Below are 26,328 nucleotides of genomic sequence, written 5' to 3' on the forward strand. Positions count from 1 at the left end.
CATCTTGGTGCGCTGCGCCTCTCCGCCGGACAGCGTTCCCGCCGGGCGGTCGAGCGAGAGGTAGCCCAGCCCGATCTCGGCGAAGGAGTCGAGGAGGTGCTGCAGGCCGGTGAGCAGCGGTGCCACCGACGGCGCCTCGAGGTCCCGCACCCAGTCGGCCAGGTCGCTGATCTGCATCTCGCAGAGGTCGGCGATGTTCTTGCCGTCGATCCTCGACGACCGCGCCTCCGGGGTGAGCCGCGTCCCCTCGCACTCGGGACAGGTCTGGAACGTGATCACGCGGTCGACGAAGCGCCGGATGTGCGGCTGCAGCGCATCGACGTCCTTGGAGAGCATCGACTTCTGGACCTTCGGGATCACGCCCTCGTACGTCAGGTTGATGCCCTCGACCTTGATCTTGGTCGGCGCCTTGTAGAGGAGGTCGTCCATCTCCTTCTTCGTGTACTTCCCGATCGGCTTGTCCAGGTCGAGGCCGATGCCCTGGAAGAGGCGGCCGTACCACCCGTCCATGCTGTAGCCGGGGACCATCAGGCCGCCCTCGTTCAGGGACTTCGACTCGTCGTAGAGGGCCGTGAGGTCGAAGTCGGAGACCGAGCCCATGCCCTCGCAGCGCGGGCACATGCCGCCCATGTAGACCACGTCGCGCACGACGGCCTTCTCGACCCGTCCGCCGGCCTTCTCCGTGCTCATCACGCCGCTGGCCTTCCGCGTCGGGACGTTGAAGGAGAACGCCGTGGGGGGTCCGATGTGCGGCGTCCCGAGCCGGCTGAACATGATCCGCAGCATCGCGTTGGCGTCGGTGGCGGTGCCGACTGTCGAACGGGGGTTGGCCCCCATCCGCTCCTGGTCGACGATGATCGCCGTCGTCAGGCCCTCGAGGAGGTCGACCTCCGGGCGCGCCAGCGACGGCATGAAGCCCTGCACGAACGCGCTGTAGGTCTCGTTGATCATCCGCTGCGACTCGGCGGCGATCGTGTCGAAGACCAGGGAGCTCTTGCCCGAGCCGGAGACGCCGGTGAACACCGTCAGCCGGCGCTTGGGGATCTCGACGCTGACGTTCTTGAGGTTGTTCACGCGCGCGCCGAGCACGCGGATCAGGTCGTGGCGGTCGGCGGCGTGCAGTGCGGGCGACTGCCGGTCCGTGCTGGTGGCCGCGCTCATCGGGTCTCGCTCACCCTGCCTTCCGTTCCTGGATCCGGATCATGTTGCCCGCGGGGTCGCGGAAGGCGGCATCGCGGACGCCGTACGGCTGCTCGACCGGCTCCTGGACGACCTCCGCGCCGCCGGCGACCAGCCGCTCGAACGTGCCGTCGAGGTCCGTGGTGGCCAGGTTGACGCCGAAGTAGCTGCCCTTGGCCATCAGCTCGTCGATGGTGCGCTTCTCGTCGTCGGTGAGGCCGGGCGTGGCCGCCCGGCGGGTGCAGCACGATGGCGGTGTCGGGCTGGCCGCGCGGGCCCACCGTGATCCAGCGCATGCCGCCGTAGCCGACGTCGAGGCGGACCTCGAAGCCGAGGACGTCCCGGAAGAACGCCAGCGACGCGTCCGGGTCGGTGTGCGGGAGGAAGCTCGAGTGGATGGTGATGTCCATGCCGGTCACGCTAGGAGCGGCTCGGACGAGGGCGCTTCTCGATTCCTGACCGGTCTGGTGACCTGCTTCGCGACGCACGGCGGCATGCCCGCCGTCGCCCGCCCGGCCGTCGAGTCCGCGGCCTCCCGGCGGTAGACGCTGGGCGGCACCCCGACCAGCTCGGTGAAGCGGGTGCTGAACGTGCCGAGCGAGGAGCAGCCGACGGCGAAGCAGACGTCGGTGACGCTGAGGTCGCCGCGGCGCAGCAGCGCCATCGCCCGCTCTATGCGTCGGGTCATCAGGTAGGAGTAGGGCGACTCGCCGTACGCCTGCCGGAACTCGCGGCTGAGATGCCCGGCCGACATGTGCGCACCGCGGGCGAGCGCCTCGACGTCCAGCGGCTGCGCGTACTCCCGGTCGATCCGGTCGCGGACGCGGCGCAGCCGCGCGAGGTCGCGCAGGCGCTGCTCCGCGTTCGTGCTGGTCACCGACACCGATCGTGCCACGTCGAGCCGGGGTCGTCGGCGTCCCCGCCCGCCGTTCCCCCGGTCCGGTGCACACGCCGGTCAGCTCCCGCGGTAGGTCGAGTAGGCGAACGGGGCCAGCAGCAGCGGCACGTGGTGGTGCTCCCCCGGCTCCAGGACGGCGAAGGTCAGCACAACCTCGGGGTAGAACGCGTCGACGCCCCGCCCGGCGAACCAGGGACCGGTCGCGAACACCAGGCGGTGGGTGCCGGCCGCGGTCGCCTCCTCGGTCAGCCGGCACCGGCCGTCGCGGTCGGTGACGCCCTCCGCGAGCAGGTCATCCCCGGCGAAGAGGCGGACGGCGATGCCCGACGCGGGCCTTCCGGCCACCGAGTCCAGCACGTGCGTCGAGACGCTCATCCGTCCTCCTCGCCGGCGCTCGTCGGCCGCATTCGCGACGCTGCCCCGCTCCCGGGTGAGCTCGCAAGCTCGCTCACGAGACCAGGGCCTTCACCCGCAGGGCGGTGATCTGGGCCAGCTGCTCGGTCACCTCGGCCCGCTCCGACTCCTCGTCGTTGTCCAGCCGCCGTCGGAGCTCGGCGAGCATCTCCTCGGGGGAGCGGCCGGACGCGCGGATGAGGAACACGTGGTCGAACCGCTCCTCGTAGGCCCGGTTGCCCTCGAGCAGCGCATCCCGGGTGGCGGCGTCGGCGTCGGTCATCGCGCTCTGCTCCCGGCGGGACGACTCGGCCTCGGCCGACGAACCCTCCACGCGGTCGCCGATCCGGGGATGGGCGGCCAGGGCGATCGCGACGTCGTCCCACGGCAGCGCGCGGGAGACCTCCTCGGCCCGGGCGACCAGCGTCCCGACGTCCCGGTAGGGCCGGCCGGCGGCGACGTCGGCGGCGAAGCGCGGCGCGGCGTTGCAGGCCCGGAGGGCCTGGACCGCCTGGTCCGCGGGCCCGTCGTTGAAGTCGTCGAGAGCGGCCACGGTGAGAGGATGCCAGCCCTGACCAGCAGAGGGAGGCGCCCAGTGGTGGACGTGCGCGTGGAGGGCCCCGACGTCGAGCGGGGCGAGGAGATCCTGACGCCCGAGGCGCTGGCGTTCGTCGCCGATCTGCAGACCCGCTTCGGTGTCCACCGCGACGCCCTGCTGGCGGCCCGCGCCACGCGCCGGGCCGAGATCGCCGCCGCCCGGCGGATCGACTTCCGCGACGAGACGGCGGCGGTCCGCGAGGGCGACTGGCGGGTGCCCCCGCCCCCGCCCGGGCTGGTCGACCGGCGCGTGGAGATCACCGGCCCGACCGAGCCGAAGATGGCGATCAACGCCCTCAACTGCGGCGCGAACGTCTGGCTGGCCGACCTCGAGGACGCCAACACCCCGCACTGGGCCAACGTCGTCGGCGGGCAGGTCGTGCTCAAGGACGCCGTCCGCCGCACGCTGTCGTTCACCAGCCCGGAGGGCAAGGAGTACCGGCTCCGCGAGGACGGCGAGCTGCCGACGATCGTGCCCCGCCCGCGCGGCTGGCACCTGCCCGAGCGGCACCTGCTGGTGGACGGCGACCCCTGCGTCGGCGCCCTCGTCGACGCCGGCCTCTACCTCTTCCACAACGCACAGGAGCAGCTCGACCGGGGCAGCGGCCCGTACTTCTACCTGCCGAAGATGGAGGGCCACCTCGAGGCACGGCTCTGGGCGCTCGTCTTCGACCACGCCGAGCAGGTGCTCGACCTCCCGGCCGGATCCATCCGCGCCACCATGCTGATCGAGACCATCCCCGCGGCCTTCGAGATGGAGGAGATGCTGCACGAGCTCGGCAGCCACGCGGCCGCCCTCAACGCCGGCCGCTGGGACTACCTGTTCAGCGTCATCAAGGTGTTCCGCGACGCCGGGCCGGACTTCGTCCTCCCCGACCGGGGCGCGGTGACCATGACCGCGCCGATGATGCGGGCGTACACCGAGCAGCTGGTCTCGGTCTGCCACCGGCGGGGTGCGCTGGCCATCGGCGGCATGGCGGCGGCGATCCCGAGCCGGCGCGACCAGGAGGCGAACGAGCGGGCCCTGTCCAAGGTCCGCGACGACAAGACCCGCGAGGCCGGCGACGGCTTCGACGGCTCGTGGGTGGCGCACCCCGACCTGGTGCCGATCTGCCGGGAGGTCTTCGACGACGTCCTCGGCGGGCGGCCCAACCAGCTCGACCGGTTGCGGGACGACGTCTCCGTGACGCCCGAGCAGCTGCTCGACGTGGCCGGTGTCCCGGGCGACCGCACGATGGCCGGCCTGCGCGCCAACGTCGAGGTGGCGATCCGCTACCTGGCGGCCTGGCTGGCCGGCAACGGCGCGGTCGGCATCCACGGGCTGATGGAGGACGCCGCCACCGCCGAGATCAGCCGCTCGCAGGTCTGGCAGTGGATCCGCGCCGGGGTGGAGCTCGACACCGGCGACGTGGTCACCGAGGAGCTCGTCCGCCGGGTGATCGACGAGGAGGTGACGGGCATCGGGGAGCTGGACCGGCTGGACGACGCCCGCCGGCTGTTCGAGCAGGTGGCGCTGGCCGACGAGTTCCCCGACTTCCTCACCCTGCCGGCCTACGAGCTGATCGTAGAAGGACCCCGTCCTCCCCAACCCTCGCAACCTCGGGTCGGGCCCCTGGACGGGGCCGCTCCGTGACCTTGCCCGAGGAGATCTACGCGGAGCTGGACCGGCGGCTGACTCCGGTCGACGCGGTCCGGCTGACCAGGTTCCCGGGGGAGTGGCCCGAGCGGCAACCGGTGCACACCTGCTACGTCCCGGCGGACGCCGTCGTCCCGGGGCTGGCCGCCTCGTGGGGGGAGGGGGCCCTGGCCGCCCTGGACGAGCACGGCCTGCCCGACCTCGGTCTGCCGGCGGACCTGGTCGAGCAGGTGCTGACCCGGGTCCGGTACAAGCTGGCCACCGAGCCGGTCGAGGACCTGCGGGTCGACGCCGAGGACGGCTACCGCGGTTCCCCGGACGCCGAGGACGACGACGTGCGGCACGCGGCCGCCGCGCTCGCCGACGACCGCGCGGCCGGCACCGCGCCGCGGACCGTCGGCATCCGCGGCAAGTCCCTCGAGGGGCCCACGCGCCACCGCGGCGTCCGGTCCCTGGACGTGTTCCTCGGGGCTCTCGGCGGGAGCCGGGCCGTCGTCACGCTGCCCAAGGTCACCGACGCCGAGCAGGTGCGGGCCTTCCTGGCCGTGCTCGACGCGCTCGAGGCCGCGCACGGGGTGGCGATCGACCTGGAGCTGCAGATCGAGACACCACAGGCGGTGCTGGGCCCGGACGGGACCGCGAGCCTGGCCCGGATGGTGCACATCGCCGGTCCCCGGCTGACCGGACTGCACTACGGCACCTACGACTACAGCGCGGCCCTCGGCATCGCCGCGGCCTACCAGTCCTCCGACCACCCGGCGGCCGACTTCGCCAAGCAGCTCATGCAGGTGGCCGTGGCCGGCACCGGTGCCCACGCGGTGGACGGGTCGACCAACGTGCTGCCGGTCGGCCCGACCGAGCACGTCCACCAGGCCTGGCAGCTGCACGCCCGGCTGGTGCGCCGGGCGCTGGTGCGGGGCTTCTACCAGGGGTGGGACCTGCACCCGGCCCAGCTGGTGACCCGGTACACCGCGACCTACGCCTTCTTCCGGTCCGCGCTCCCGGCCGCCATCGGCCGGCTCGCTGCCTACCTGGACCGGACGGAGGCGGGCGTGCTGGACGAGCCGGCCACCGCGCGGGCACTGGCATCGGTGGTGCTCCGCGGGCTGGACTGCGGCGCGGTCGACGACCAAGAAGTTCTGGCTGCGGGGGGTCCGGAGCGGGCGGACCTGGATAGGCTGGCTGGCCGGCGGCCCGGGGGATCCTGAGGGGCCGCCGATCGTCGCTCGGCCCGCCGGCATTCTGCGGCGCGCCCGCACGAGAGGGCACTGATGACCGCGCTTCCCGTGGCTGCCTGTCCCACCGAGGCAGAGCTCGAGTTCGACCGCCAGATCGACGCGCTCGCCCTGACCGGCCTGCCGGAGCATCTCGACCTGGCCGAGAACTGCTTCCGCGCGTCGCTGGAACCACTGCGCGACCTCCTGCCACCGGTCCGGGCCGACCGGCCCGGGCCGGGCTTCGTCGTCGTGGTGCCCCACCTGCCGGTGGTGCCGGTGCTCGAGTCCGTGCACACCGTCGGGGGCGCCGGCTTCACCACCATGGCCGACGACGACCTGGCGCGCTTCGGACCCCTGCCGGAGCTGGACATCCCGACCGGTCCCTACCTCCTCCTGGACGTCGACCCGGGGGCGGACACCCTCAACGTCCCGCCCGGCGAGGTGCTCCCGCGCCTCACCGCCGCAGGGCGCTCGCCGCTGACCGTCGCCGAGGGGCTCGCGGTGCTCGTCTCCGACCCGGGCGTGCTCCGCGGCCGCAACTGCTTCTCGCTGGCCGGTTCACGGGCGGGGGACAAGCGGGTTCCCGCGCTGTGGATCAGCGCACGGCGGCCGAGACTGGGCTGGTGCTACCAGGGTGCACCGCACACGTGGCTCGGCACGGCCTCCTGCGCAGGCCGGCTGGGCGACCCACCCCTGGCGTGACACGCGGGGAGGGCCCCGCTGAGAACGTTCACAGCTCCATGTCCCACAATGTTCTCCCGGCCGGAGCACCCACGGCCCAGGACGTGACGAGGGGCTGGTGGAGGGATCGGTTGCGGACTGCTCGACGCCGGCGGTCGTTCCCGCGCCTCGAGCAGTCGAGATGCGAGTCCCGGTGAGCGACGGGCACGGCGCGGCCGTGGTCGCCGACGAGCAGGAGCTGCTCGGGGTCGCGCTGCCCTTCCTGGACGCCGGCCTGCGGGCCGGCGACCTCGTCGCGCTCACCTGCCCGCCGGAGACCGTCGAGCTGATCTCCCGCGAGCTGGGTGAGCGGGCCCGCGCGGTGGAGTCCGACCCGCGGATGAGCCTCCTGGGCTCCCGCGCGCCCGACGCGCTCACGATGTGCGGCCGCTACCTCGAGCGCGCCATCGCCTCGGGACAGGGGGCGTCGGGAACACCGGCCACCGGCTCCGGGCGTCTGCGGGTGGTGGCCGAGGTCGACTTCGGCAGCGATCCCGCCGACTGGCGGGAGGGGCAGCGCTTCGAGTCGGTCTACAACCGGCTCCTCGGGGCGGCCCCCGTGTCCGCCATCTGCCTCTACGACCGTCGCCGGCTGCCCGCCCCGGTCGTCGACAGCGCCGCCCAGACGCACCCCCAGCTCGTGCGCGGGACCTCCTGGTCGCCGAGCGCGCGCTTCCAGGACCCGGGCACCTACGTCCCGTCGCTGCCGCTCCCCCGCGAGCCGGTGGAGGACGGGGACCCGGTTTTCGCCGTCGACGACGCCCGCACGCTGGCCGGCCTCCGCCACCAGCTGGGCGCGGTGATCGCCTCCCTCGTCCCCGACCGCGAGCAGCAGGAGGACCTCCACCTGGGCTGCGCGGAGATCGCGGCCAACGCCTTCCGGCACGGGGTGCGGCCGGTATCGGCGCGGATGTGGGGGGACGGGGAGCGGGTCGTCTGCGTCATCTCCGACCGTGGCACGAGCTACGGCGACCCGTTCTCGGGGTTCACGCCGGCCCACGGCCTCGACCTGTCGCACGGCGGGATGGGCCTCTGGCTCGCCCGCAAGCTCTGGGACCACGTCGACGTGCTGCCCACCGCCGAGGGCCTCAGCGTCCGGCTCAGCAGCCGGCTGCGCTGAGCGGACCCGTCCGGGCCGGTTCTTGACGCGCCGGATGTCTCACTGCTGAGGTACCCGCATGATCGTGGTGACGGCGGCGGGCGGTCAGACCGGCGCCGCCGTCGTCCGTGCCCTCTGGTCCCGCGGGCGCCGGGTACGCGCGCTGGTGGGGAGCTCGCAGCCCCGGCCGGAGCTCACCGCGCTCAGTGCGGACGTCCGGGCGGCCAACCTGCGCGATCCCGCGTCGGTCGAGCCGCTGCTGGCGGGGGCCGAGGCGCTGTACCTGATCTGGCCGAACTTCGACCGGGGCGAGACCGACGGCGCGACGGCACTGCTGGCCGCCGCGCACCGGGCCGGGGTGCCCCGCGTCGTCTACCACTCGGTGCTGCGTCCCCAGGCCCGGTCCATGCCGCACCACACGGCGAAGGACCGGGTCGAGGAGGCGCTGGACGCCAGCGACCTGTGCTGGCGGGTCCTGCAGCCGTGCGCGTACGCCGGCAACCTCGACGGGCAGGTCCTCGAGGCCGCCGTGACCGGCGTCCTGCGGAGCCCGTGGGGGCTCCAGCAGGCGCAGTCGCTCGTCGACCTCCGCGACGTCGCCGACGCCGCGGCGGTCCTGCTCACCGAGGACGGGCTCGACCGGGGCACCTTCGAGGTCGCCGGGCCCGAGCCGCTGACCGCGCCGCGGCTCGCGAAACTCGTGGCCGAGCGGCTCGGCCGGAGGGTCACCGCAGTCGACGCCGTCCCGGACGGCCCGGTCCCGCCGCCGGAGCGGTACGGGCCGCGCTGCCTGCGGCTCATGTTCGACCACTACCGGGCCCACGGCTTCGCCGGCAGCCCGCGCGTGCTGGAGGCACTGCTGGGGCGCTCCGCGCGGACGTACGCCCAGCACCTGGCGACGGTCGAACTCCCGAGCGCAGCTGGCGAACTACCGTGAGCGACGTGGAGGACGCGGTCGACCAGATCCTGGAGCAGTGGGGCCGGGAGCGTCCCGACCTCGACTGCTCGCCGATGGGCGTCATCGGCCGGATCACCCAGCTCCAGCGGGAGGTCTTCCTCGCGCAGCGGGCGACGTTCTCGCGGCACGGTCTCGACGCGCCGTCCTTCGACGTCCTGGCCGCCCTCCGGCGGGCCGGGAAGCCCTACCAGCTGACGCCGACCGCGCTGATGCGCACGGCGCTGGTGACCTCCGGCGCGATCACCCAGCGGCTGGACCGGCTGGAGGAGAAGGGGCTGATCACCCGCGAGCGCAGCGAGGCCGACGGCCGCGCCGTGGTGGTCACGCTGACCGACGCCGGGCGGGCGGCCCTCGACGCCGCGCTGCCCGACCACCTGGAGACCGAGCGTGGACTGCTCGACGGGCTGCCGGCCGCCGACCGCGAGCTCCTGGCCGATCTGCTGCGACGGCTGCTCGTCGCGCTGGGCCGGGTCCCGCAGGAGCCGTGAGGATCACACCTGGGGCGGGACGTCCCCCGGCTCGAGGTCGGGGCGGACGCGGACGAACCGCAGGGGGTGCCGGAACACCCCCGCCTGCAGCGCCGCGTCGGCGCTCACCTCCACGACCGCGGTCGGCTCGACCCGCGTGAGCGCGACCGACAGCTTGCCGCCGCCGAACGCGCCGGTGCCGATGCGCTCCGGCCAGGGATGGCCCGGTCCGGCCGGGGTCAGGACGGCGGCCAGCTCGGCCGACTGCTGCGGGTTCAGCGGGCTGGTCCGCCCCACGACGACGAGCTCGCCGTCCCGGTAGCGGCCGGCGACGAGCTGGCTCGGCCGCTCGATCGGCCCGATCACGCCGCCGGCGACGACCTCGGTGCTCTCCCAGGACTTGACCTTCAGCCACTCTCGGCGACCCGGCGCGTAGCGGGAGCCGACGCCCTTGGCGACCAGCCCCTCGACGCCCGCCGGGCGGAAGTCGTCGAACCAGCGGCGGGCCTCCGCCGGATCGCGGGTCGCGGGGGAGAGCTGCATCGGCGGGGCCCAGTGTGCGGCCAGCGCCTCGAGTGCGGCCCGTCGCCGGCTCAGCCGCTGACCGCGGAGGTCCTCGCCGCCGGCGGCGAGCAGGTCGAAGGCCACGTAGGACGCCGGCGAGGCGGCGACGAGCGGGCCGATCCGGCCGGCCGCGGTGACCATCCGGCGCTGCAGGAGCCCGAAGTCGAGGCGGGCGCCGTTCCAGATCACGACCTCGCCGTCGAGCACCGTGCCGGCTTGCACCTGGGCCAGCGCCGCGGCGGCCACGTCGGGGAAGCGGTCGGTGAGGTCGCGCCCTTGCTTCGACCACACGCGGGTCGACGAGCCCGTGCGGACGACGACGAGGCGGTAGCCGTCCCACTTCGGCTCGTACAGGCAGCCGCCCGGCAGCGCGTTCGCCGGCGGGATGGCCGCCACCGGCTTGGCCAGCTGCACCGCTACCGGTCCGGCCAGCTCGGGCGGCAGACCGGGGAGGCCGGGAACGGACAGGGGCACCCGGACAGCCTGCTGGGTGGCCTGGCCCCGCGCACGAGCGGGCGTCGTGGCGTCACCCGATCGAGACAGACCGGGGACGCCCGGTCAGCGGGTGGCGAGCAGCCAGAGGCTGTAGGCCGCCAGGGACGGGCCGTCGGTGAACCGGCCGTCGGCGATCATGGCCCGCAGCTCCGTCTCGGGGACGAACGCGGCGCGCATGTCCGCCTCACTCGCCTCGCGGGCCGTCGGCCCGGGGGTCAAGCCGGTGGCCAGCCACACGTCGAACTCCTGGGTCGACAGGCCGGGCGCGAGGTCGAGGTGACCGAGCCGCCGGAGTTCCCCGGCGCGGAAGCCGGTCTCCTCGGCGAGCTCGGTGCGCGCCAGCTCCTCGGCCGAGCCGTCCCGCCCCGCCGTCCAGGTGCCCTGCGGGAACTCCCAGGAGCGGCGGCCGATCGGGTGGCGGTACTGCTCGACCAGCCAGAAGCCGTCGTCGTCCGCGGGCAGGACGAGCGCGAAGTCGGGCCGCTCCACGACGCCGTAGACGCCGGTCGAGCCGTCGGGGAGCTCGATCACGTCCTCGCGCACCGTCGTCCAGGGGTTCCGGTAGACCTCTCGGCTGCTCGTCGTCCGCACGTCCCGAGCCTGGCAGAGGGTCAGCCGGACGGACGGTCGGCCCGGTAGACGTAGTGCAGGGGATCGTCGACGGGGTTGTCCGGCGCCATGTCGCCCTCGGCGATCCGCCGCAGCCCCGCCTTCTCCAGGGCCCGCCACGACGCCACGTTCCCCGCCACGACGGCGACGAGGACGGCGGAGGCGTCCGGGAGGTCGGTCCAGGTGCGGGCCACGGCGTTCCGCACCAGCCGGGTGCCTAGCCCCCGTCCGCGCCGTGCCGGGTCGGCGACGAGGTAGTCGATCTCCACGGCGCCCGGTGGAACGGTCACCAGGGCGGAGAACTCCTCGAGGTCCTCGGGGTAGTCCGCGATGCGCGCCCGCTGCAGCAGCCCGACCGGACGGCCGTCGGCGAGGACGACGAGGTCCTCGCCCGGCTCCTCACCGCGCACGCTCGGCCCGAAGTCGCGCAAGACCGCGGCGAGCGTGGACTCGTGGTGCCACCAGCGGGCGATCCCGGGCTCGGCCAGCCACTCCGCGAGCATCGGCAGGTCGTCCGCGGCCAGGGGACGCCAGGTGAGTTCCTCCTGCATGGCCCGACGGTGTCACGATGGATGTCGATGACGGAGCGCAAGCCACCGGGGATGTCGTTCGAGACCTGGGTCGACCACCAGATCTCCCGCAGCATCGAGCGCGGCGACTTCGATCGGCTGGCCGGGGCGGGCAAGCCGATCCCCGGCCTGCATCGCGACGAGACCGCCTACGACTGGGCCGTGGCCAAGGCCCGTCGCGAGGGCGTGGACACCGCCGCGATGCTGCCGCCCGGTCTGGCCCTGCGCCGGGAGCGCGACGAGCTGCCCGCCCGCGCCGCTGAGCTGGCCTCGGAAGAGCAGGTCCGGGCGCTGGCCGAGGACTACAACGTCCGCGTGGAGGCGTTCTGGCGCCGTCCGCAGGAGAGCCGCTGGGCGCCCGTCCCCGGTCTGGCCGACGTCGAGGCCCTCGTGGCGGGATGGCGCACCACCCGGCCACCGCCGCTCCCACCGCCTCCCCCGGCGCCGACACCGGCCCGCCGCAGGTGGTCCGCGCGGCGGTTCCTCCGGCGAGGATGAGGGCGATGGAACTGGTGCCGGGGCGCATCAGGACCCCGTCCGACAGCGGCTACGTGGTCGTGGGTTCCGGGCGGATCGAGGATCCACCGCCGGGACGGACCAGTCCGCACTCGTAGCCGAGGACGACGGCCTGGATGCGGTCCCGCAGGCCCAGCTTCGCCAGGACATGGGCGACATGGCTCTTCACCGTCGTCTCCGACAGCACGAGGTCCGCGGCGATCTCGCCGTTGGACCGCCCGCGCGCCAGCCCGGTGAACACGTCCAGCTCCCGTGGCGTCAGGCCCCGCAGCGCCTCCGGCATCCCGGAGCTGGGCGGTGGGCGGCGCACCCAGTCCTCGATCAGCCGACGGGTCAGTGCCGGGTCGAGCAGGGCCGAGCCGTCGGCGACCGTGCGGACGGCGTGCAGCAGGGCTGCCCGCGGTGAGTCCTTGAGCAGGAAGCCGCTGGCGCCCGCCCGCATGGCGGCGTAGAGGTACTCGTCCTCGCCGAACGTCGTCAGGACCAGCACCCGCGGCCCCGGCCGGCCGCCGCGGAGCAGCCGCTCCGTCGCCTCCAGCCCGTCCATGCCCGGCATGCGGATGTCCATCAGGACGACGTCCGGCCGGTGCTCCGCCGCGGCCCGCAGGGCGGCCGTCCCGTCACCGGCCTCGCCGACGACCTCGATGTCGTCCTGCAGGTCGAGGATCATGCGCAGGCCCTCGCGCACCATCGTCTGGTCGTCGACGACGAGCACCCGGATCGTCACCGGTCCGTCCCCCGGGGGAGGACGGCGACGACGCGGAAGCCGCCGCCCGGGCCGGGTCCCGCGTCCAGGGTGCCGTCGTAGAGGGCGGCCCGCTCCCGCATGCCGATCAGCCCGTGGCCGGCGCGCGGGGTCTGCGTGGCGGAGCCGTCGTCGGCGATCTCCACGCGTAGGGCCTCCGGCTCGTAGGTCAGGCGGACGCAGGCCCGGGTGGCGCGGGCGTGCCGGCGGGTGTTCGTGAGGGCCTCCTGGACGATCCGGTAGGCGGCGAGCTCCAGTCCGGGCGGCAGCTCGCCCGGTTCCCCTGCGACGTCGACCTCCACCGGAAGGCCGACCTCGGCCGCCTCGCGCACGAGGTCGGGAAGGCCGCGGAGGGAGGGCTGCGGGGCCGTGGACGGCGGCCCGGGGTCGGCGGCCCGGAGCACACCGAGCAGCCGTCGCATCTCGGCCAGCGACTGCCGGCCGGTGTCCTGGACGCGCCGGAGCGGCTGGGCGGCGGCCCCGGGGTCGCGGGCGAGCATCTCCTCCGCGGCCTCCGCCTGCACGACCATGAGGCTGAGCCCGTGCGCGACGACGTCGTGGAGCTCGCGGGCGATCCGCGCCCGTTCCTCCGCCGCTGCGAGCTCGGCCTCCCGCTGCAGCTCGCCCTCCAGCGCGGCGGCCCGGCCCTCCACCGCGGAGAGGCGCAGCGCGCGCTGCCGGACGAATGCGCCGATGCCGCCGGCCGCCCCGAAGTAGAAGAGCGGATAGACGATCTCGAACGGCTGGAAGGGTGCGGTCCGTGGCTCCAGTACGGCAGTCGCCGCCACGGCCACGGCGATCAGGGCGAGCCCGGCCGCGACGGACCGGGGATCGGCCTGGCGGAACAGGGTGTAGGTGCAGACCATCACCGCGACGAACGAGGCGAAGGTCGCGGGCGCGCCCTCGGCGGCGACCACCTGACCGACGACGCCGCCCACGACCAGCACCGTCACCAGCAGTGGTGCCCGGCGCCGTGCGACCAGCGGCAGGACGGCGGTCAGCGCGCAGACGGTGACCAGCGACGGGTTGACGGGCGGCGGGTCGGCGACCAGCTGGGTCATCGCGAGGACGGCGAGCAGCACGGGACCGGCCACGTCGAGCCATGCCTGCACCGACGTGCTGCGCACGCTGAGCACGGCCATGCCACCTCCCCGGACGGCGGTCAGCCTCCCGCCACGGGGCCGGTCCGCACCACCTCCCCCGGCACCGGGTCCCTGGTCCGTGCGGAGGAGGAGGTCGCCCCGCCCGGCCGACGACAGCGGGGGCGGCATCAGGCGACAGTGCTTCCGGGCGGCCCGTCGGGGGCCGCGTGGACACAGGGAGAAGTCATGGAACTCGCCTCATTCCTTCGACCGGTCGCGCTGCTGGCCGGACCCGCTGCCGTCGTCGCCGCCGTCCTGCTCGCCGTCGCGCTGGTCACGGTGGGAGACGGCGAGCTCCTGACCTCGCCGATGGTGCTCGCGTCGTCGTCCGCGCTGCTGATCGCGCTGCTCGGCGTCGGTGCGGCCGCGCTCGCCGCACTCGCCCGGCTCCAGGTCGAGGGGCGCGGTGCCGCCGGACCGGCGATCGCGGCCGTCGGCAGCGTCCTGGTGGCCGGTGGCACCTGGGCGACGCTCTTCGTCCAGCCGGCGATCGCGGCGAAGGCGCCGGACGTGCTCGAGGCCGGGCTGCCCAGCGTGGTGGTGGGCTACGCCGCGTCCTATGCCGTCTTCTGCGTCGGCTGGATCTGGACCGGGGTCGCGCTGGTCCGCGCGCGGATCGTGCCCACCTGGCTCGGCATGATGCTGGCCGTGACCGGCGCGCTGGCCATCGTGCCTGGTCCCAGTGCGTTTCGGCTCCTGCTCCTGAGCGTCGTGGCGACCCTGGTCGCTCGGCGGCTGGTCGCGGCGGTGCCGGGCGCGAACCCGGCGCCCGTCGCCGCCTGACGGTCACTCGTCCTCGGGCTCGCCGTCCTGCTCCTCGGCGGCGAGCTCGCGGGTGGCCATGCCGCCCTCCCCGCCCTCGTCGCGCGGGCCGGGGTGCAGGTTCGGCTCGTCGGTCTCCTCGCGCGGCTCGCTCATGGGGAGAGCCTGCCCGCGGCCGCCGTCCCCGGCCAACCCGGCGCGTGCCCCAGGGCATTGACCGCCCGCGTCGGCTCCGAGACGGTGGCCTCCCGTTTCCCCGGTGGCGGAGGTTCTCCATGCCCGTGCTCGGACCCGGCGAAGGACCGCGGCTGACCGCCCTCGGGTCCACGTACACCACCAAGGCCGCCGGAGACGTCAGCGCGGGCGCCTACTGGCTGGTCGAGGAGGAGTTCTGGGCCGATACCACCCCGCTCCACACGCACACCGCGGCCGAGGAGGCCTTCTACGTCCTCAGCGGTGAGGTGACCGCGTGGATGGACGGGGCGGAGACCCTGCTCCGGCCGGGCGCGTTCCTGCTGGTGCCGCGCGGTACCCCGCACGCCCTGCGTCGGGTGTCCGACGACGCCGTGCGCATGCTGACGCTGGTGACCCCCGCCGGTCTGGAGGAGTTCTTCGCCGCTGTGGTCCGCGAGGGCGAGGAGGCGCTGCTCGCCGATCCGGACCGGCTGGTCGAACTGGCCGCCTCGTACGGGACGGAGATCGTCGGGGAGTACCCGGCGGGCTGACCGTCCTCTCTCAGAGCACGTCGAACTCGTTGAACGAGGCGCCTCCGGACAGGGTCGCGTAGCCCGGACCGCGGTCGAAGAACGGCTCCTCGCCGGTGCGGGCGGCCCGCATCGACGCCCGCAGCTCCTCGGTCGCCCGGGCATCCGTCGCGCCGTCCCCGGTGACGACGACGCCGTAGTCCTCGCGCGCCCCCTGGACCGACACCTTCCGCCAGGCGATGTCCCGGAGGACCTCCTCGACCGGGCGCTCGAGGGGGTCGCCCCAGCCGCCGCCGCCCGTCGTCCGGATGCGGACGACGGTGCCGGCCCTCAGCGGCTCGGCGTCGGCCAGCGCGTCGACCTCGTGCTCGTCGGGGCCGCCCGGGTCGACGGTGATCTGGAACGGCTTGCCCGCCTTGCCGCCCTTGACCCCCCAGCAGGCGAGGATCGAGCGGTCGGCGATCGACATGAAGGAGGCGTCGCGCAGCACCCGGATGTGCTTCTCGTAGCCGCAGCCGCCGCGGTACCGCCCGGCGCCACCGGAGTCCATGGCGAGGCCGAGGCGCTCGATCCGCAGCGGGAAGCGCCCCTCGGTGAATTCGGTGGGCAGGTTCCGGGAATCCGGGACGACGTGGATCGTGTCCTCGCCGTCGGCGTAGTACCGGCCGCCCGAGCCGCCGCCGAGCACCTCGCGCATGAGGTAGGGCTCGCCGTCGAAGTCGGTGCCGTAGACCCCGGTGTAGCGGATCGTCTCCTGGTCGGCGGGCATCCGGCCGCCCGTGGCCTTGGCCAGCACGCCGGCGAGGACGCCGAGCAGTCGCAGGATGACGAACGTCCGGGCATTGGTCGGCGCCGGGAAGATGGGCGTGAGCAGCGTGCCCTTCTCCGGGAAGCGCATCTCGATCAGCGGGACGACGCCCTCGTTGACGTCGAGCTGGGCCATCCGCTCGGGCGTCTCGGCGAGGTTGCGCAGGATCGGCGCCAGCCACTTCTTGAGGAAGTTGCCGTCGGCGTAGTCGCCGCAGTGGTTGATCGGCCCCTTTGCCTGCGGGCCGGTGCCGGTGAAGTCGATGACCAGCGGGACGTCCTTGGTGGAGTCCATGATCAGCGTGATCCGCTGGCGGTGGAGCTGCGGCTCCTCGACGCCGTCGTGTTCGGCGTAGTCCTCCCAGACGTAGGTGCCGTCCGGGATCTGGCTGAGGATCTCGCGCCGGTAGACCTCGGTGGAGTTCGACAGGATGGCCTCGAAGCACGCCTCGACGGCGGCGACGCCGTAGCGCTCGAACAGCTCGCCCAGGCGGCGGGCGCCGGCCAGGCAGGCCGAGCACTCGGCGTCGAGGTCGGCGGCCAGCGAGTCCGGCATCCGCGAGTTGCGGGTCATGATCTTGAGTGCGCTCTCGTTGGGCACGCCGCGGTCCCACAGCTTGATCGGGGGGACCATGAGGCCCTCCTCGTACACGCTGGTGGCCGCCGACGGCATCGAGCCCGGGACCGCACCGCCGATGTCGTCGTGGTGCCCGAACGCCTGGATGAAGGCGACGACCTCCGGGTCGCCCGTCTCCGGCGACGCGGCGAAGACCGGCACGGTCACGCACAGGTCGGGCAGGTGGCCGATGCCGCCTTCGGAGAGGTACACGTCGTTGTGGAAGTAGACGTCGCCGACGTTCATCGTCTCGATCGGGTAATCGCGCACCACCGGGTGCACGAGCGCCGAGTACGAGCGGCCGGTGAGCTTGCGCAGCTGCCGGTCGTGGATGCCGGCGCGGAAGTCGTGGGCGTCGCGGATCATCGGCGACCGCGAGGTGCGGCCGATGGAGGTCTCGACCTCCATCTCGATGGCAGCCAGGGTGCCGGCGACGATCTCGACGAGGACCGGGTCGGCGTCCACCTTGGTGCCGAAATCGCCATTCTGGTCGCTCATCGGTCCGACTCCTTCGTGAGCAGCAGGTTGCCGTAGGCGTCGACGGTCACGGCGAAGCCGGGGTGCACGGGCACGGTGGAGCCGAACTCCTCGACGATGGCCGGGCCGGTGACCACGTCGCCGGGCGCGAGGTCCAGCCGGTTGTAGGTGGGCGTCTCCACCCAGTCGTCGAAGAACACGCGCCGCGAGCCCGTGACGGCCCGGTCCGTCCCGCCGTCCCGCCCCGGGAGCTCGACGAGGTCGGGACGGCGGATCGGGCCGATCCCGCTGACGCGCAGGTTGACCCATTCGACGGCCTGGCGCGGGTCGGTGGCGAAGTCGTAGCCGTAGAGCTGGCGGTGGGCGGCGTGGAAGGCCTGCGCCACGTCCTCGGCCGCGGCGCGGTCCAGCTCGCCGTCGGCGACGGGCACGCGCACCTCGAAGGCCTGCCCGACGTAGCGCAGGTCCGCCGTGCGCTGCATGCGCTGCTCGGCGCGGCCGAAGCCCTCGCCGTCCAGGGCGGTCTGCGCCTGGGCCTCCAGACCGGCGTAGACGGAGGCCAGGACCCTGACGTCGACGTCCAGGTGCTTGGAGACGACGGTCTGCACGTAGTCGTTGCGGACGTCGACGGTCAGCAGCCCGAACGCGCTGACGTTGCCAGGGTTCGGCGGGACCAGCGTGCGCGGCAGGTTGAGGATGTCCATCAGCCGGCAGGCGAGCAGCGAGCCCGAGCCGCCGAACGTGGTGAGCGTGAAGTCGCGGACGTCGAGGCCCTTGGCGACGGTCACCTGGCGCAGCGCGTTGGCCTGGTTCCAGGCGGAGATCTCCAGGATCCCGGTGGCGGTGCGCTCGAGGTCCATGTCGAGCTTCGCACCGAGCTGCCGGAGGCCGGCGGCGGCGTTCTCCGTCGACAGCGGGATCTCCCCGCCCAGCAGGTGCGGGGGGATCCGGCCCAGCGTGACGTGGGCGTCGGTGACGGTCGGCTGGTCGCCGCCGTTCGGGTAGCACATCGGGCCGGGGTCGGCGCCGGCCGACCTGGGGCCGACCTTGAGCGTGCCCTCGGGGGAGAGCCAGGCGATCGAGCCGCCGCCGGCGCCGACGGTGACGACGTCGATCATCGGGATCTTGGACGGGTAGTCGCCGACCGAGCCCTCGGTGGTCAGCGCCGGCTCGCCGTCGATGACCACGGTGACGTCGGTGGAGGTGCCGCCGCCGTCGCAGGTGAGCACCCGGTCGAACCCGGCGGTGCCGGCGATGAGGGCCGCACCGAGGGCGCCGGCGGCCGGGCCCGACAGCATCGTGGTGATCGGCTGGTGCACGACCTCGCCGGCGGAGAGGACGCCGCCGTTGCTCTTCATGACGTAGAAGGGGACGCCGGGGGCGATCTCGTCCAGGCGGGTGCGGATGTTGGTGACGTAGGCGCCGACCTTGGGCTTCACCGCGGCGTCGACGAGCGTGGTCACCGACCGCTCGTACTCGCGGTACTCCCGGAGGACCTCGCTGGAGATGCTGACGACGGCGCCCGGGTGCTCCTCGCGCAGGACGTCGAGCATCCGGCGCTCGTGGGCGTCGTTCGCGTAGGCGTGCAGGAAGCAGACGCCGATCGTCGTGATGCCGGCGGCCTGGAAGAAGCGTGCCGCCGCGCGGGCGTCGTCCTCGTCGAAGGGCCGGACCTCGGTGCCGTGGTGGTCCAGGCGGCCGCGGACGGTGCGGACGAGGTCGGCGGGCACGATCCGTGGCGGCTTGACCCAGAAGTAGCTGTTGCCGTAGCCGTCGGGCACCGACTGGCGGGCGATCTCGAGCACCGACTCGTAGCCCTCGGTGGTGATGAACCCGATCCGGTCGAGCTTGCCCTCGAGGAGCTGGTTGGTCGCCACCGTCGTGCCGTGGCTGACCGCGGTGACGGCCGAGCCGTCGAGGTCCATCAGGCCGAGCACCTTGCGGACGCCGTTCAGGAAGCCCTCGGCGGGGTCCGCCGGGGTGGACGGGGTCTTCGTCGTGGTGGTCTGGCCGGTCTCCTCGTCCACGGCGACGACGTCGGTGAACGTGCCTCCGGTGTCGATGCCGATGCGGACCCGGCGAGCACTCATGCCAGAAACCTTAGCGGTGAGATAACCCGGCGGAAAGGCTCCTCACGACCGGGGTCGGCCGATCCCTGCGGCGTAGAGGACCCCGAGGACCGCTCCCGGCGGACCGGCCACGTAGAGGAACCACGGGTGCAGGAACTGGCCCGTGGCCAGCGAGACGGTCGCCCACACCACGACGTTCACCGCCACGGCGCAGGCCCAGATGATCGCCAGCACCCGCATGGCCGTGCCGGCGTCGTCGTCGGAGAACACGCGCCGCGGGGCGGGTGGCGGGGGCGGCGGAGGAGGTTCGGGCAGGTCGGCGGTCACCCGCACGAGTTCGCCTCGCGTCTTCGCCGCCCAGATGGACTGCACGCGGTGGTCGAACTCGTGCAGGTCCAGCTGCCCGTCGCCCACGGCCCGGCGCAGGCGCTCCTGGACGACGGCGCGCTCGGCATCGGAGACCCGCAGGTCGTCGGGGCGCACGGGGTCGGTCACGCCCGAATCGTCGCATCGGCGGTCGTCGGGAGCGCGCACGTCACTTCGAGAAATCGACCGCCTTGAGCGAAAGGCCTCGGAACCGGGCGAGTCGCTCGGCCTGCTCCCCGATGGCGCCCCGGTCCGAGCGCGTCCACAGATCCACCGAGACGGTCACCGACGCGCCCGCCTTGCGCGCCCGCCAGGTGCCGACGACCTCGCCGTCGGAGAGGACGCCACCGGGGCGGCCGAGCGTGCGCCACAGGTCCTTGCTGTGCGCGGTGTCGTCCACCAGAAGTGACCGGTCGCGAGCCTGCAGGTGGAGGTCGAACGGACCGAGGAGCCGGGTCAGGGCCGGCGGGTCGGCCAGCCGGTCGGCGTCCTCGGCCAGCAGCCAACGGCGCTCGCCGGCGACGTCGACCTCGACGACGTCCTCGGGCCACCGGCCCCGGACGTCCTTCACCGGGGCGTCGAGATAGCCGGCGACGAGCCTCGGCGTGGCCGGTCCGAGCAGCCGCAGGTAGGCCCGGACGACGTCGAGGCGCTCCGGCACCGTGGTCGTGGGCGCGAAGCCGGGGATCGGCTGCAGCACCGGAGGGGAGGTGCCCGGCTGGAGTTCGAGCCCGGCGCGCAGGGCCGCCAGCCGGAACGGCATCTCGTGGACGTGCGTGGCGTCGCAGGGCACGCAGAACCGCACGAAGGGCGGATCCATCGCCGCGGTCAGACGCCCGGACATCTCCCCCTTGACCATCGGCGCGGTGACGATCGAGCGCATCGCCTCGGCGACGATGTCGAGGGCGGCGAGGTTGCCGATGCCGGCCGCCTCGAGCGGTTGCGCGGCGGTGATGATGCGCTTCCCCGCGTCGGCTTCGGAGAACGGCGCGGTGGCGGCCGCGACCCCCGGCAGGTCCGCCCGGCGGTAGAGGTGCGGCGCCCCGCGGACCGTCCAGACCGTCGCGAGCTCGTCGCCCACGGTGGAGACGTCGACCCCGCGGAGAGCCAGCGCCCAGGGTCCGCCGTCGGACCCGGTGTCCTGCACCCCGATGTCGAGGACCGCGGTGTCCGCGAGGGACCCCGACTCCCGGTCGAGCTGTTGGGCACGCACCCGGAATCCGAGCACCTGCTGCCGTGTCACGGCTGTGGGCACCGGGTCACGGTAGCGGCGGCGTGAGTGTGCGCTGGTCGTGGTGATCGCCGGCCCGTCACCACGGTTCCCGCACAGTGGCGCGGGTCAGTCGGTCAATGTGCGGAGGATTCGGGCGAGCTCGGCGCGGTCTGCGGGAGGCAGGCGGCCGAACAGCCGGGCCGCGTCTGCGGTCCGGGCGGCCTCGATCTCGGCGCGGATCCGCCGTCCCTCGTCGGTGACGCGGAGGAGGACCGCCCGGCGGTCGCCCGGATCCGGCGTGCGCTCCACCAGGCCGCGCTCCTGCAGGCCGTCCACGACCTCGGTGGCGGAGCGGGGCGCGATGTGCAGCGCCGCGGCGAGGTCGCTCAGCCGCATGCCGTCGCGCTCGCTCACGACCCGCAGCGCCCGCGCGTGATGGGGGGACAGGTCCCAGGGAGCCAGCACCTCGCGGAAGCGCCGGCGCTGGGCGCGGGCCATCCGCATGAGGAGGTCGCCCAGCTCCACCGCTTCGTCAGGCACCCGGGAATCGTAGCGCCGGGCCTGAGGTTACCACACCGTGAGGTAACCTCAGCATCGACGAGGGAGGTGGTCGGCATCGACGAGATGACGACGAGAAGGGGACGAGGGCCGGTGCGACCCGATCCCGCCGACAAGGCCCAGCTCGAGCGGTCCCCGGTCCGCTGGAGCCGGGTGGCCGCGCTGTTCCGGCCCTACCGGTGGCAGCTCGGGGTCGTGGTGGCGCTCATCGTGGCGTCGTCGGCGGTCGCACTCGCCACCCCCTTCCTCATCCGGCTGGTGATCGACGACGCCCTGCCCCACCGCGACACGACCCTGCTGCTCCGGGCCGTCGGCGGCATGCTCGCCGTCACAGTGGTCACGGCGGTCTTCGGCGTCGTCCAGACCTGGCTGTCGACCACCGTCGGCCAGCGGGTCATGCACGGCCTGCGGACGGCGGTCTTCACCCACCTGCAGCGGCAGTCCCTCGGCTTCTTCACCCGCACCCGTGGCGGCGAGGTGCAGTCGCGGCTGACCAACGACATCGGCGGGATGCAGTCGGTGGTGACGTCGACGGCGACGTCGGCCGCAGCCAACGCCACGACGGTCATCGGCACGGTGGTCGCCATGGCGGCGTTGAGCTGGCGGCTGTCCCTGCTGTCGCTCGTCGTGCTGCCGCCGGCGATCGGGCTGACCCGCCGGGTGGCCCGGATGCGGCGGGCCATCACCGCGCAGCGGCAACGCTCCCTCGCAGAGCTGCACTCGCAGGTGGAGGAGGGGCTGTCGATCAGCGGCGTCCTGCTCGGGAAGACCCTCGGCGCCGGACCCGCGCAGTCAGAGCGGTTCGCCGGTACCTCCGACGACCTGGTCGCGCTCGAGGTGCGCTCGCAGCTCGCCGGCCGCTGGCGCATGGCCACCATGAGCATCGTGTTCGCCGGCATCCCGGCGTTGATCTACCTGGCCGCCGGCCTGCCCGCGACGTCCGGCGGCATGACGATCGGGACGCTGGTGGCCTTCACCGCCCTGCAGGGCGCGCTCTTCCGTCCGCTCATGGGCCTGCTCGACCTCGGCGTCTCCCTCACCAGCTCGATGGCGCTGTTCAGCCGGGTCTTCGAGTACCTCGACCTGCCCGTCGACATCGACGACCCGGCGTTCCCCGTGCCGGTGGAGCCGGCCGGGGTGCGCGGCCAGGTCCGGTTCGACTCCGTCGGCTTCCGCTACCCGGACGCCGCCCGTCCGGCGCTGACCGGCATCGACGTCACCGTGCGGCCCGGCGAGACCCTCGCGCTCGTCGGCGAGACCGGCTCGGGCAAGAGCACGCTCGCCTCGCTCGTGGCCCGGCTGAACGACCCGACGACCGGCCGGGTACTGCTCGACGGCGTCGACGTCCGGGACATGACGCTGGCCGACCTCGCCCGCGTGGTCGGCGTCGTCTCCCAGGAGACCTACCTGCTGCACGGGTCGATCCGCGAGAACCTCCGGCACGCCAAGCCTGGGGCGACGGACGCCGAGATGGTGGACGCCGCCCGACGGGCCCAGGTGCACGACGTCATCGCCGCCCTGCCCGACGGCTACGACACCGTCGTCGGTGCGCGAGGGCACCGGTTCTCCGGCGGGGAGAAGCAGCGGCTGGCGATCGCCCGCACGCTGCTGCGCGACCCGCGGGTGCTGGTCCTGGACGAGGCGACGAGCGCGCTGGACAACGAGACGGAGAGAGCGGTGCAGGCCGCGCTGGACGAGGTCAGCCGCGGCCGCACGACGATCACCATCGCGCACCGCCTCTCGACGGTGCGCGACGCCGACCGGATCGTCGTCCTCGATGCCGGACGGGTCGCGGAGCAGGGGTCGCACGACGAGCTCATGGCGCGCGGCGGTCGCTACGCGCGGCTGGTCGGGATGGCCGAGCGGGACGTGGAGCTCGCGGCCTGAACACCGGTCGCGCCCGCAAAGGTTGCGGTCGACGCAACGCCCGGCCGAAATTTTCCCGTCGGGGGACACCGTTCGGACCGGGATCGGCCGTATCGTCCCGACACGGCACACGGAGCGGTGCGCCGCTGTCGGACGCGGGGAGTGCCCAAGGGTGACAGCGCAGGGACGAGGCTCACAGGGACTGGGCTCGACCGCTGCCCGCCCGCCGGACGACCTGCTGCGCGCCTTCGTGCACGCCAGCGACGCGCTGCTGTGCATCGTGGACGGCCACGGGCGCATCCTGCTGACCAACCCGGCGCTGCAGCGCTTCACCGGGTGCGACGCCGACGAGCTCGAGGGCCGGCCGTTCTGGGACGTCTACGTGGCACCGGAGCACGTCGTCCTGGCCCAGGACGCCGTCGCGCGGGCCATGGCCACGGGCGTCGCGCACCCCCAGGAAGGCGACTGGCTGACCAGGGACGGCGAGCGCCGGCGGGTGTCGATGCGCAACACGGTGCTCCGGGACGACGACGGGCAGCCCTACGCCATCGGCTGCGTCGGCGTCGACGTCACGCACGACCGGCAGCGGGAGGCGCAGCTGCACCTGCGCGCCCGGACCGATCTGCTCACCGGGCTCGCGAACCGCGGGGCGCTCTTCGACGCGCTGCACGGTCACCTGTCGGACGGGCCCGGCTGCGCGCTGCTGTTCTGCGACCTCGACCGGTTCAAGTGGATCAACGACGAGCACGGGCACGCGGTCGGCGACGCACTGCTGGTCGAGGTGGCCGACCGGCTGACCCGCATGACCGGCCCGAACGACCTGGTGTCCCGGTTCGGCGGTGACGAGTTCGTCATCCTCTGCCCGCGCAAGGACGAGGAGGAGCTGCGGAGCCTGGTGGAACAGGTCACCGAGACGGTCGTCGCCCCGTTCGACAGCCCCCACGGACCGCTCCGGGTGGGCATGAGCGTCGGCGTGGCGGTCGGCCGTCCGGGGGAGACGGCCGACGAGCTGATCGGCCGCGCCGACCGGGCGATGTACGGCGTGAAGACGCACCGGCACCGGCGGGCGCAGTGGCCCCGCCGCGCCGGCGACGCGGGCTAGGCGGTCAGCGCCGCGGGGCCTTCCGGCGCCTCGGCCTTGGTCGTCGAGCTCTCCAGCTCCGCGTGCACGACCAGTCGTTCCCGGTTGGAGAACTTCGGGTTGCAGGTGGTCATCGTCAGGAAGCTGCCGGTCGGCTCGCCGTCCAAGGCGCCACCAGGCGTGGGGGCGACCACGCTGATGTCCGTCGGGTCGACGATCCTGGTGCCGGTGACGCGGTAGGTGTGCCAGGCGTCGACCGTCTCCACCACGACCGCGTCTCCCGGCCGGAGCAGGTCCAGATCGAGGAACGGGCTGCCCGTCCCGACGCGGTGGCCGGCCATCGCGAAGTTGCCGCGCTCACCGGGCATCGCCGAGCCCACGTAGTGCCCCGGTCCTTCGGCGAGTTCTGCCGGGTGGGTGCCCTCGATGACGGCCCGCGGCTCCCAGTCGCCGAACGCCGGGATGTGCAGGAACGCGAAGGCGTCGCCGAACTCCGGCTGCAGGCGGGGGTCGGGCCCGGACTGCCACCCGTCCCGGAGGTCGTCGGCGACCCGTTCCTGCGCCCCGCCGGCGACCCAGTCGGTGACCCAGACCTGGTACGCGACGAACAGCAGGACGAGGGCGCCGGCCGTGACGGCCAGCTGGGAGAGTCCTCTGAATAGCGTGCGGATCAGTGTGTCCTCGCTCTCCGCGGGCCATGGCCGCCCGTCCGCAGGGGGACGGGCGGCCGCGGCGCGGTGGATCAGGCGGAGTGCGCGGTCGAACGGCGCCGCCTGGTGGCGGCCAGGCCGGCGCCGCCACCGAGGAGGGCCACCCCACCCAGCGCGGCCAGGCCCAGGACGGAGGCCCCGGTGTTCGGGAGCTCGTCGTCCTGCACGGTGGTCGGCGGGGTGACCGTGATGATCTTCTCGGTGGTGCTGCTCAGCCCGTCCGGGTCCGTGACGGTCAGCGTCACGGTGTACGTGCCGGCACCCTTCGGATAGGTGTGGCTCTGGTACGCGGCGGCGGGGACGTCGCCGCCACCGCCCGAGCCGTCGCCGAACGTCCAGGCATAGGTGAGGGCGTCACCGTCCGGGTCCGTGGAGCCGGAGCCGTCGAAGTCGAACGTCCGGTAGTCCGCGTCGCCCGCGTCGTCGGCGACGATGGACGCCTGCGGCGCGCGGTTGGCCCGGTCGAACGAGAAGTCGTTGCACCCGAACCGGAGCTTGGTGATGGTCACGTCGCCCAGGACGCCCGACCCCAGGCTGTAGCCGAAGGTCAGGATCACGGCCTCGGGGTTGGCGTCGGAGTACTCCTGGATGGTCCCGAGGTGGTTGTAGCCGCCACCGGCAGGGACGCCCTGAACGGCTGTGGAGTTCGTCCACCACTCATCGCCGTAGAAGCCCTCCTCCTTGACCAGCGTCGTGAAGCCGCCGGCCGCGGGGCCGTTCATGTCGACGACGAGGTTGTAGCCGGGCTTGCCGCCGGAGTTGACCGTGAGGTCGAGGTCGTAGTTCGACTCGGCGGTCTGGTCGGCCAGCGGGATGTCGAGCTGGGTCGCGAAGCGGGCGGCCGCCTTGGCCTCCGAGGACGCGTCGTCGGTGTAGACGTGCAGGCCGCCGTCCACGACCACGTTGTGGCCCTTGCTGCGGGACTCGGCAGTGGAGAACGTGGTCGGGAAGCTGTGCTCGGTGAGCGTCGTGTTGCCACAGTCCGACGCCGAGGCGATGCCCGGCAGGGCGACGGACAGGACGACGGTGCCGCTGGTCGCCAGCGCGCCGGCGAGCAGCGCGGAGGTGGTGCGCTTCATGCAGGTGTCTCATTCCCCGTGAGGTGAGCGCTCCGGCCGGCACCGTCGTTGGCGCCGAACCGGTCGTCACCACCGGGGCGGGCGGAGGTCAGCCCCGCGGTCCGTGTGACGACTCGGGGCGACGAGCTCCCCCGTGAGCCCATGGATCGTTAACTCTCGGTATTCAGAAACCGAGGGGTTTCACCTGGAAGTGCGCAGCTCGGAGGGGTGATCGAC

Annotated in this window: 28 protein-coding genes and 1 pseudogene; 11 read left to right on the plus strand and 18 right to left on the minus strand. The window is 73.6% G+C overall.

Features of this window, described 5'->3' with window-relative positions; translation table 11 throughout:
- The 5 genes and pseudogenes from E4P40_RS12490 to uraD all read right to left on the minus strand — a co-directional run.
- Nucleotides 1-1,161: pseudogene (locus E4P40_RS12490) on the minus strand (excinuclease ABC subunit UvrA); the annotation flags it as partial.
- Between the two features lie 10 nt (nucleotides 1,162-1,171).
- On the minus strand, nucleotides 1,172-1,360 hold the full coding sequence (locus E4P40_RS29345; RefSeq protein ID WP_280790610.1) for a VOC family protein: 189 nt from the start codon (nucleotides 1,358-1,360) through the stop codon (nucleotides 1,172-1,174).
- A 234-nt stretch (nucleotides 1,361-1,594) separates the two neighbouring features.
- Nucleotides 1,595-2,056 (minus strand): helix-turn-helix transcriptional regulator, encoded by a 462-nt coding sequence (locus E4P40_RS12500; RefSeq protein WP_135158911.1) that lies wholly within the window; start codon nucleotides 2,054-2,056, stop codon nucleotides 1,595-1,597.
- A 78-nt stretch (nucleotides 2,057-2,134) separates the two neighbouring features.
- Nucleotides 2,135-2,452 carry a hydroxyisourate hydrolase gene (gene uraH, locus E4P40_RS12505; RefSeq protein ID WP_135158912.1) on the minus strand — a complete coding sequence of 106 codons (318 nt, stop codon included), beginning with the start codon at nucleotides 2,450-2,452 and terminating at the stop codon, nucleotides 2,135-2,137.
- Nucleotides 2,453-2,525: 73 nt separating this feature from the next.
- Entirely contained in the window at nucleotides 2,526-3,023 is a 498-nt protein-coding gene (gene uraD, locus E4P40_RS12510) for a 2-oxo-4-hydroxy-4-carboxy-5-ureidoimidazoline decarboxylase (RefSeq protein WP_135158913.1), read from the minus strand.
- A gap of 45 nt (nucleotides 3,024-3,068) precedes the next feature.
- On the opposite strand from uraD, the gene aceB reads away from it, so the two are divergent.
- From aceB to E4P40_RS12540, 6 genes are all read left to right on the plus strand, one after another.
- Entirely contained in the window at nucleotides 3,069-4,700 is a 1,632-nt protein-coding gene (aceB, locus tag E4P40_RS12515; protein ID WP_245160299.1) for a malate synthase A, read from the plus strand.
- Nucleotides 4,697-5,911, plus strand: coding sequence for an aldolase/citrate lyase family protein (locus tag E4P40_RS12520; RefSeq protein WP_135158915.1), 1,215 nt, complete (start codon nucleotides 4,697-4,699; stop codon nucleotides 5,909-5,911). The genes aceB and E4P40_RS12520 overlap by 4 nt, the downstream gene beginning before the upstream one ends.
- Nucleotides 5,912-5,974: 63 nt before the next feature.
- Nucleotides 5,975-6,622: a DUF5701 family protein gene (locus E4P40_RS12525; RefSeq protein ID WP_135158916.1), complete on the plus strand. Its 648-nt coding sequence runs from the start codon at nucleotides 5,975-5,977 to the stop codon at nucleotides 6,620-6,622.
- A 160-nt stretch (nucleotides 6,623-6,782) separates the two neighbouring features.
- Nucleotides 6,783-7,760, plus strand: a complete 978-nt coding sequence (locus tag E4P40_RS12530) for a sensor histidine kinase (protein ID WP_135158917.1) — start codon at nucleotides 6,783-6,785, stop codon at nucleotides 7,758-7,760.
- A gap of 58 nt (nucleotides 7,761-7,818) precedes the next feature.
- Complete coding sequence (locus tag E4P40_RS12535; protein ID WP_135158918.1) at nucleotides 7,819-8,676, plus strand: NmrA family NAD(P)-binding protein; 858 nt, start codon at nucleotides 7,819-7,821, stop codon at nucleotides 8,674-8,676.
- A 5-nt stretch (nucleotides 8,677-8,681) separates the two neighbouring features.
- Entirely contained in the window at nucleotides 8,682-9,185 is a 504-nt protein-coding gene (locus E4P40_RS12540; RefSeq protein WP_135158919.1) for a MarR family transcriptional regulator, read from the plus strand.
- Between the two features lie 3 nt (nucleotides 9,186-9,188).
- Here E4P40_RS12540 and E4P40_RS12545 read toward each other — a convergent pair whose 3' ends face one another.
- The 3 genes from E4P40_RS12545 to E4P40_RS12555 form a co-directional block, all read right to left on the minus strand.
- Entirely contained in the window at nucleotides 9,189-10,202 is a 1,014-nt protein-coding gene (locus E4P40_RS12545) for an ATP-dependent DNA ligase (protein ID WP_135158920.1), read from the minus strand.
- An 84-nt stretch (nucleotides 10,203-10,286) separates the two neighbouring features.
- Nucleotides 10,287-10,814: an NUDIX hydrolase gene (locus E4P40_RS12550; protein WP_135158921.1), complete on the minus strand. Its 528-nt coding sequence runs from the start codon at nucleotides 10,812-10,814 to the stop codon at nucleotides 10,287-10,289.
- A 20-nt stretch (nucleotides 10,815-10,834) separates the two neighbouring features.
- Nucleotides 10,835-11,383: a GNAT family N-acetyltransferase gene (locus E4P40_RS12555; protein ID WP_135158922.1), complete on the minus strand. Its 549-nt coding sequence runs from the start codon at nucleotides 11,381-11,383 to the stop codon at nucleotides 10,835-10,837.
- Nucleotides 11,384-11,410: 27 nt separating this feature from the next.
- On the opposite strand from E4P40_RS12555, the gene E4P40_RS12560 reads away from it, so the two are divergent.
- Nucleotides 11,411-11,899, plus strand: a complete 489-nt coding sequence (locus E4P40_RS12560; RefSeq protein WP_167762214.1) for a DUF1992 domain-containing protein — start codon at nucleotides 11,411-11,413, stop codon at nucleotides 11,897-11,899.
- A 49-nt stretch (nucleotides 11,900-11,948) separates the two neighbouring features.
- Here the strand turns inward: E4P40_RS12560 and E4P40_RS12565 are convergent, their stop codons facing one another.
- On the minus strand, nucleotides 11,949-12,644 hold the full coding sequence (locus E4P40_RS12565) for a response regulator transcription factor (RefSeq protein ID WP_135158924.1): 696 nt from the start codon (nucleotides 12,642-12,644) through the stop codon (nucleotides 11,949-11,951).
- Entirely contained in the window at nucleotides 12,641-13,804 is a 1,164-nt protein-coding gene (locus tag E4P40_RS12570; protein WP_135158925.1) for a sensor histidine kinase, read from the minus strand. The genes E4P40_RS12565 and E4P40_RS12570 overlap by 4 nt, the downstream gene beginning before the upstream one ends.
- A 186-nt stretch (nucleotides 13,805-13,990) precedes the next feature.
- Between E4P40_RS12570 and E4P40_RS12575 the strand changes: the two genes are divergently transcribed.
- The gene (locus E4P40_RS12575) at nucleotides 13,991-14,587 is read left to right on the plus strand and encodes a hypothetical protein (RefSeq protein WP_135158926.1); all 597 of its coding nucleotides are present in this window, start codon (nucleotides 13,991-13,993) and stop codon (nucleotides 14,585-14,587) included.
- Nucleotides 14,588-14,590: 3 nt separating this feature from the next.
- Here the strand turns inward: E4P40_RS12575 and E4P40_RS29350 are convergent, their stop codons facing one another.
- Nucleotides 14,591-14,722 carry a hypothetical protein gene (locus tag E4P40_RS29350; RefSeq protein ID WP_280790611.1) on the minus strand — a complete coding sequence of 44 codons (132 nt, stop codon included), beginning with the start codon at nucleotides 14,720-14,722 and terminating at the stop codon, nucleotides 14,591-14,593.
- Nucleotides 14,723-14,841: 119 nt separating this feature from the next.
- Here E4P40_RS29350 and E4P40_RS12580 point away from each other — a divergent pair, with 119 nt between their 5' ends.
- Nucleotides 14,842-15,291: a cupin domain-containing protein gene (locus E4P40_RS12580; protein ID WP_135158927.1), complete on the plus strand. Its 450-nt coding sequence runs from the start codon at nucleotides 14,842-14,844 to the stop codon at nucleotides 15,289-15,291.
- 10 nt (nucleotides 15,292-15,301) lie between these two features.
- Here E4P40_RS12580 and E4P40_RS12585 read toward each other — a convergent pair whose 3' ends face one another.
- The 5 genes from E4P40_RS12585 to E4P40_RS12605 all read right to left on the minus strand — a co-directional run bounded on the left by E4P40_RS12585 (nucleotide 15,302) and on the right by E4P40_RS12605 (nucleotide 21,358).
- A complete protein-coding gene (locus E4P40_RS12585; RefSeq protein WP_135158928.1) occupies nucleotides 15,302-17,191 on the minus strand; it encodes a hydantoinase B/oxoprolinase family protein in 1,890 nt (629 codons plus the stop codon).
- Complete coding sequence (locus E4P40_RS12590; protein WP_135158929.1) at nucleotides 17,188-19,260, minus strand: hydantoinase/oxoprolinase family protein; 2,073 nt, start codon at nucleotides 19,258-19,260, stop codon at nucleotides 17,188-17,190. Before E4P40_RS12590 ends, E4P40_RS12585 begins: the two co-directional genes overlap by 4 nt.
- 42 nt (nucleotides 19,261-19,302) lie before the next feature.
- Nucleotides 19,303-19,734 carry a DUF1707 domain-containing protein gene (locus E4P40_RS12595; RefSeq protein WP_167762215.1) on the minus strand — a complete coding sequence of 144 codons (432 nt, stop codon included), beginning with the start codon at nucleotides 19,732-19,734 and terminating at the stop codon, nucleotides 19,303-19,305.
- A gap of 40 nt (nucleotides 19,735-19,774) precedes the next feature.
- On the minus strand, nucleotides 19,775-20,860 hold the full coding sequence (locus tag E4P40_RS12600) for a winged helix DNA-binding domain-containing protein (RefSeq protein ID WP_135158931.1): 1,086 nt from the start codon (nucleotides 20,858-20,860) through the stop codon (nucleotides 19,775-19,777).
- Nucleotides 20,861-20,944: 84 nt separating this feature from the next.
- Nucleotides 20,945-21,358: a MarR family transcriptional regulator gene (locus E4P40_RS12605; protein WP_245160300.1), complete on the minus strand. Its 414-nt coding sequence runs from the start codon at nucleotides 21,356-21,358 to the stop codon at nucleotides 20,945-20,947.
- Nucleotides 21,359-21,469: 111 nt separating this feature from the next.
- Here E4P40_RS12605 and E4P40_RS12610 point away from each other — a divergent pair, with 111 nt between their 5' ends.
- Together E4P40_RS12610 and E4P40_RS12615 are read left to right on the plus strand one after the other, a co-directional pair.
- The gene (locus tag E4P40_RS12610) at nucleotides 21,470-23,263 is read left to right on the plus strand and encodes an ABC transporter ATP-binding protein (protein ID WP_280790612.1); all 1,794 of its coding nucleotides are present in this window, start codon (nucleotides 21,470-21,472) and stop codon (nucleotides 23,261-23,263) included.
- Between the two features lie 151 nt (nucleotides 23,264-23,414).
- A complete protein-coding gene (locus tag E4P40_RS12615; RefSeq protein WP_245160301.1) occupies nucleotides 23,415-24,344 on the plus strand; it encodes a diguanylate cyclase in 930 nt (309 codons plus the stop codon).
- Here E4P40_RS12615 and E4P40_RS12620 read toward each other — a convergent pair.
- Together E4P40_RS12620 and E4P40_RS12625 are read right to left on the minus strand one after the other, a co-directional pair.
- Nucleotides 24,341-25,069: a class E sortase gene (locus E4P40_RS12620; protein WP_348519645.1), complete on the minus strand. Its 729-nt coding sequence runs from the start codon at nucleotides 25,067-25,069 to the stop codon at nucleotides 24,341-24,343. The two genes, E4P40_RS12615 and E4P40_RS12620, sit on opposite strands and share 4 nt — an antisense overlap.
- The gene (locus E4P40_RS12625; RefSeq protein WP_135158934.1) at nucleotides 25,066-26,112 is read right to left on the minus strand and encodes a PKD domain-containing protein; all 1,047 of its coding nucleotides are present in this window, start codon (nucleotides 26,110-26,112) and stop codon (nucleotides 25,066-25,068) included. Before E4P40_RS12625 ends, E4P40_RS12620 begins: the two co-directional genes overlap by 4 nt.
- Nucleotides 26,113-26,328 lie beyond the last annotated feature (216 nt).

Source organism: Blastococcus sp. CT_GayMR20, from assembly GCF_004570345.1.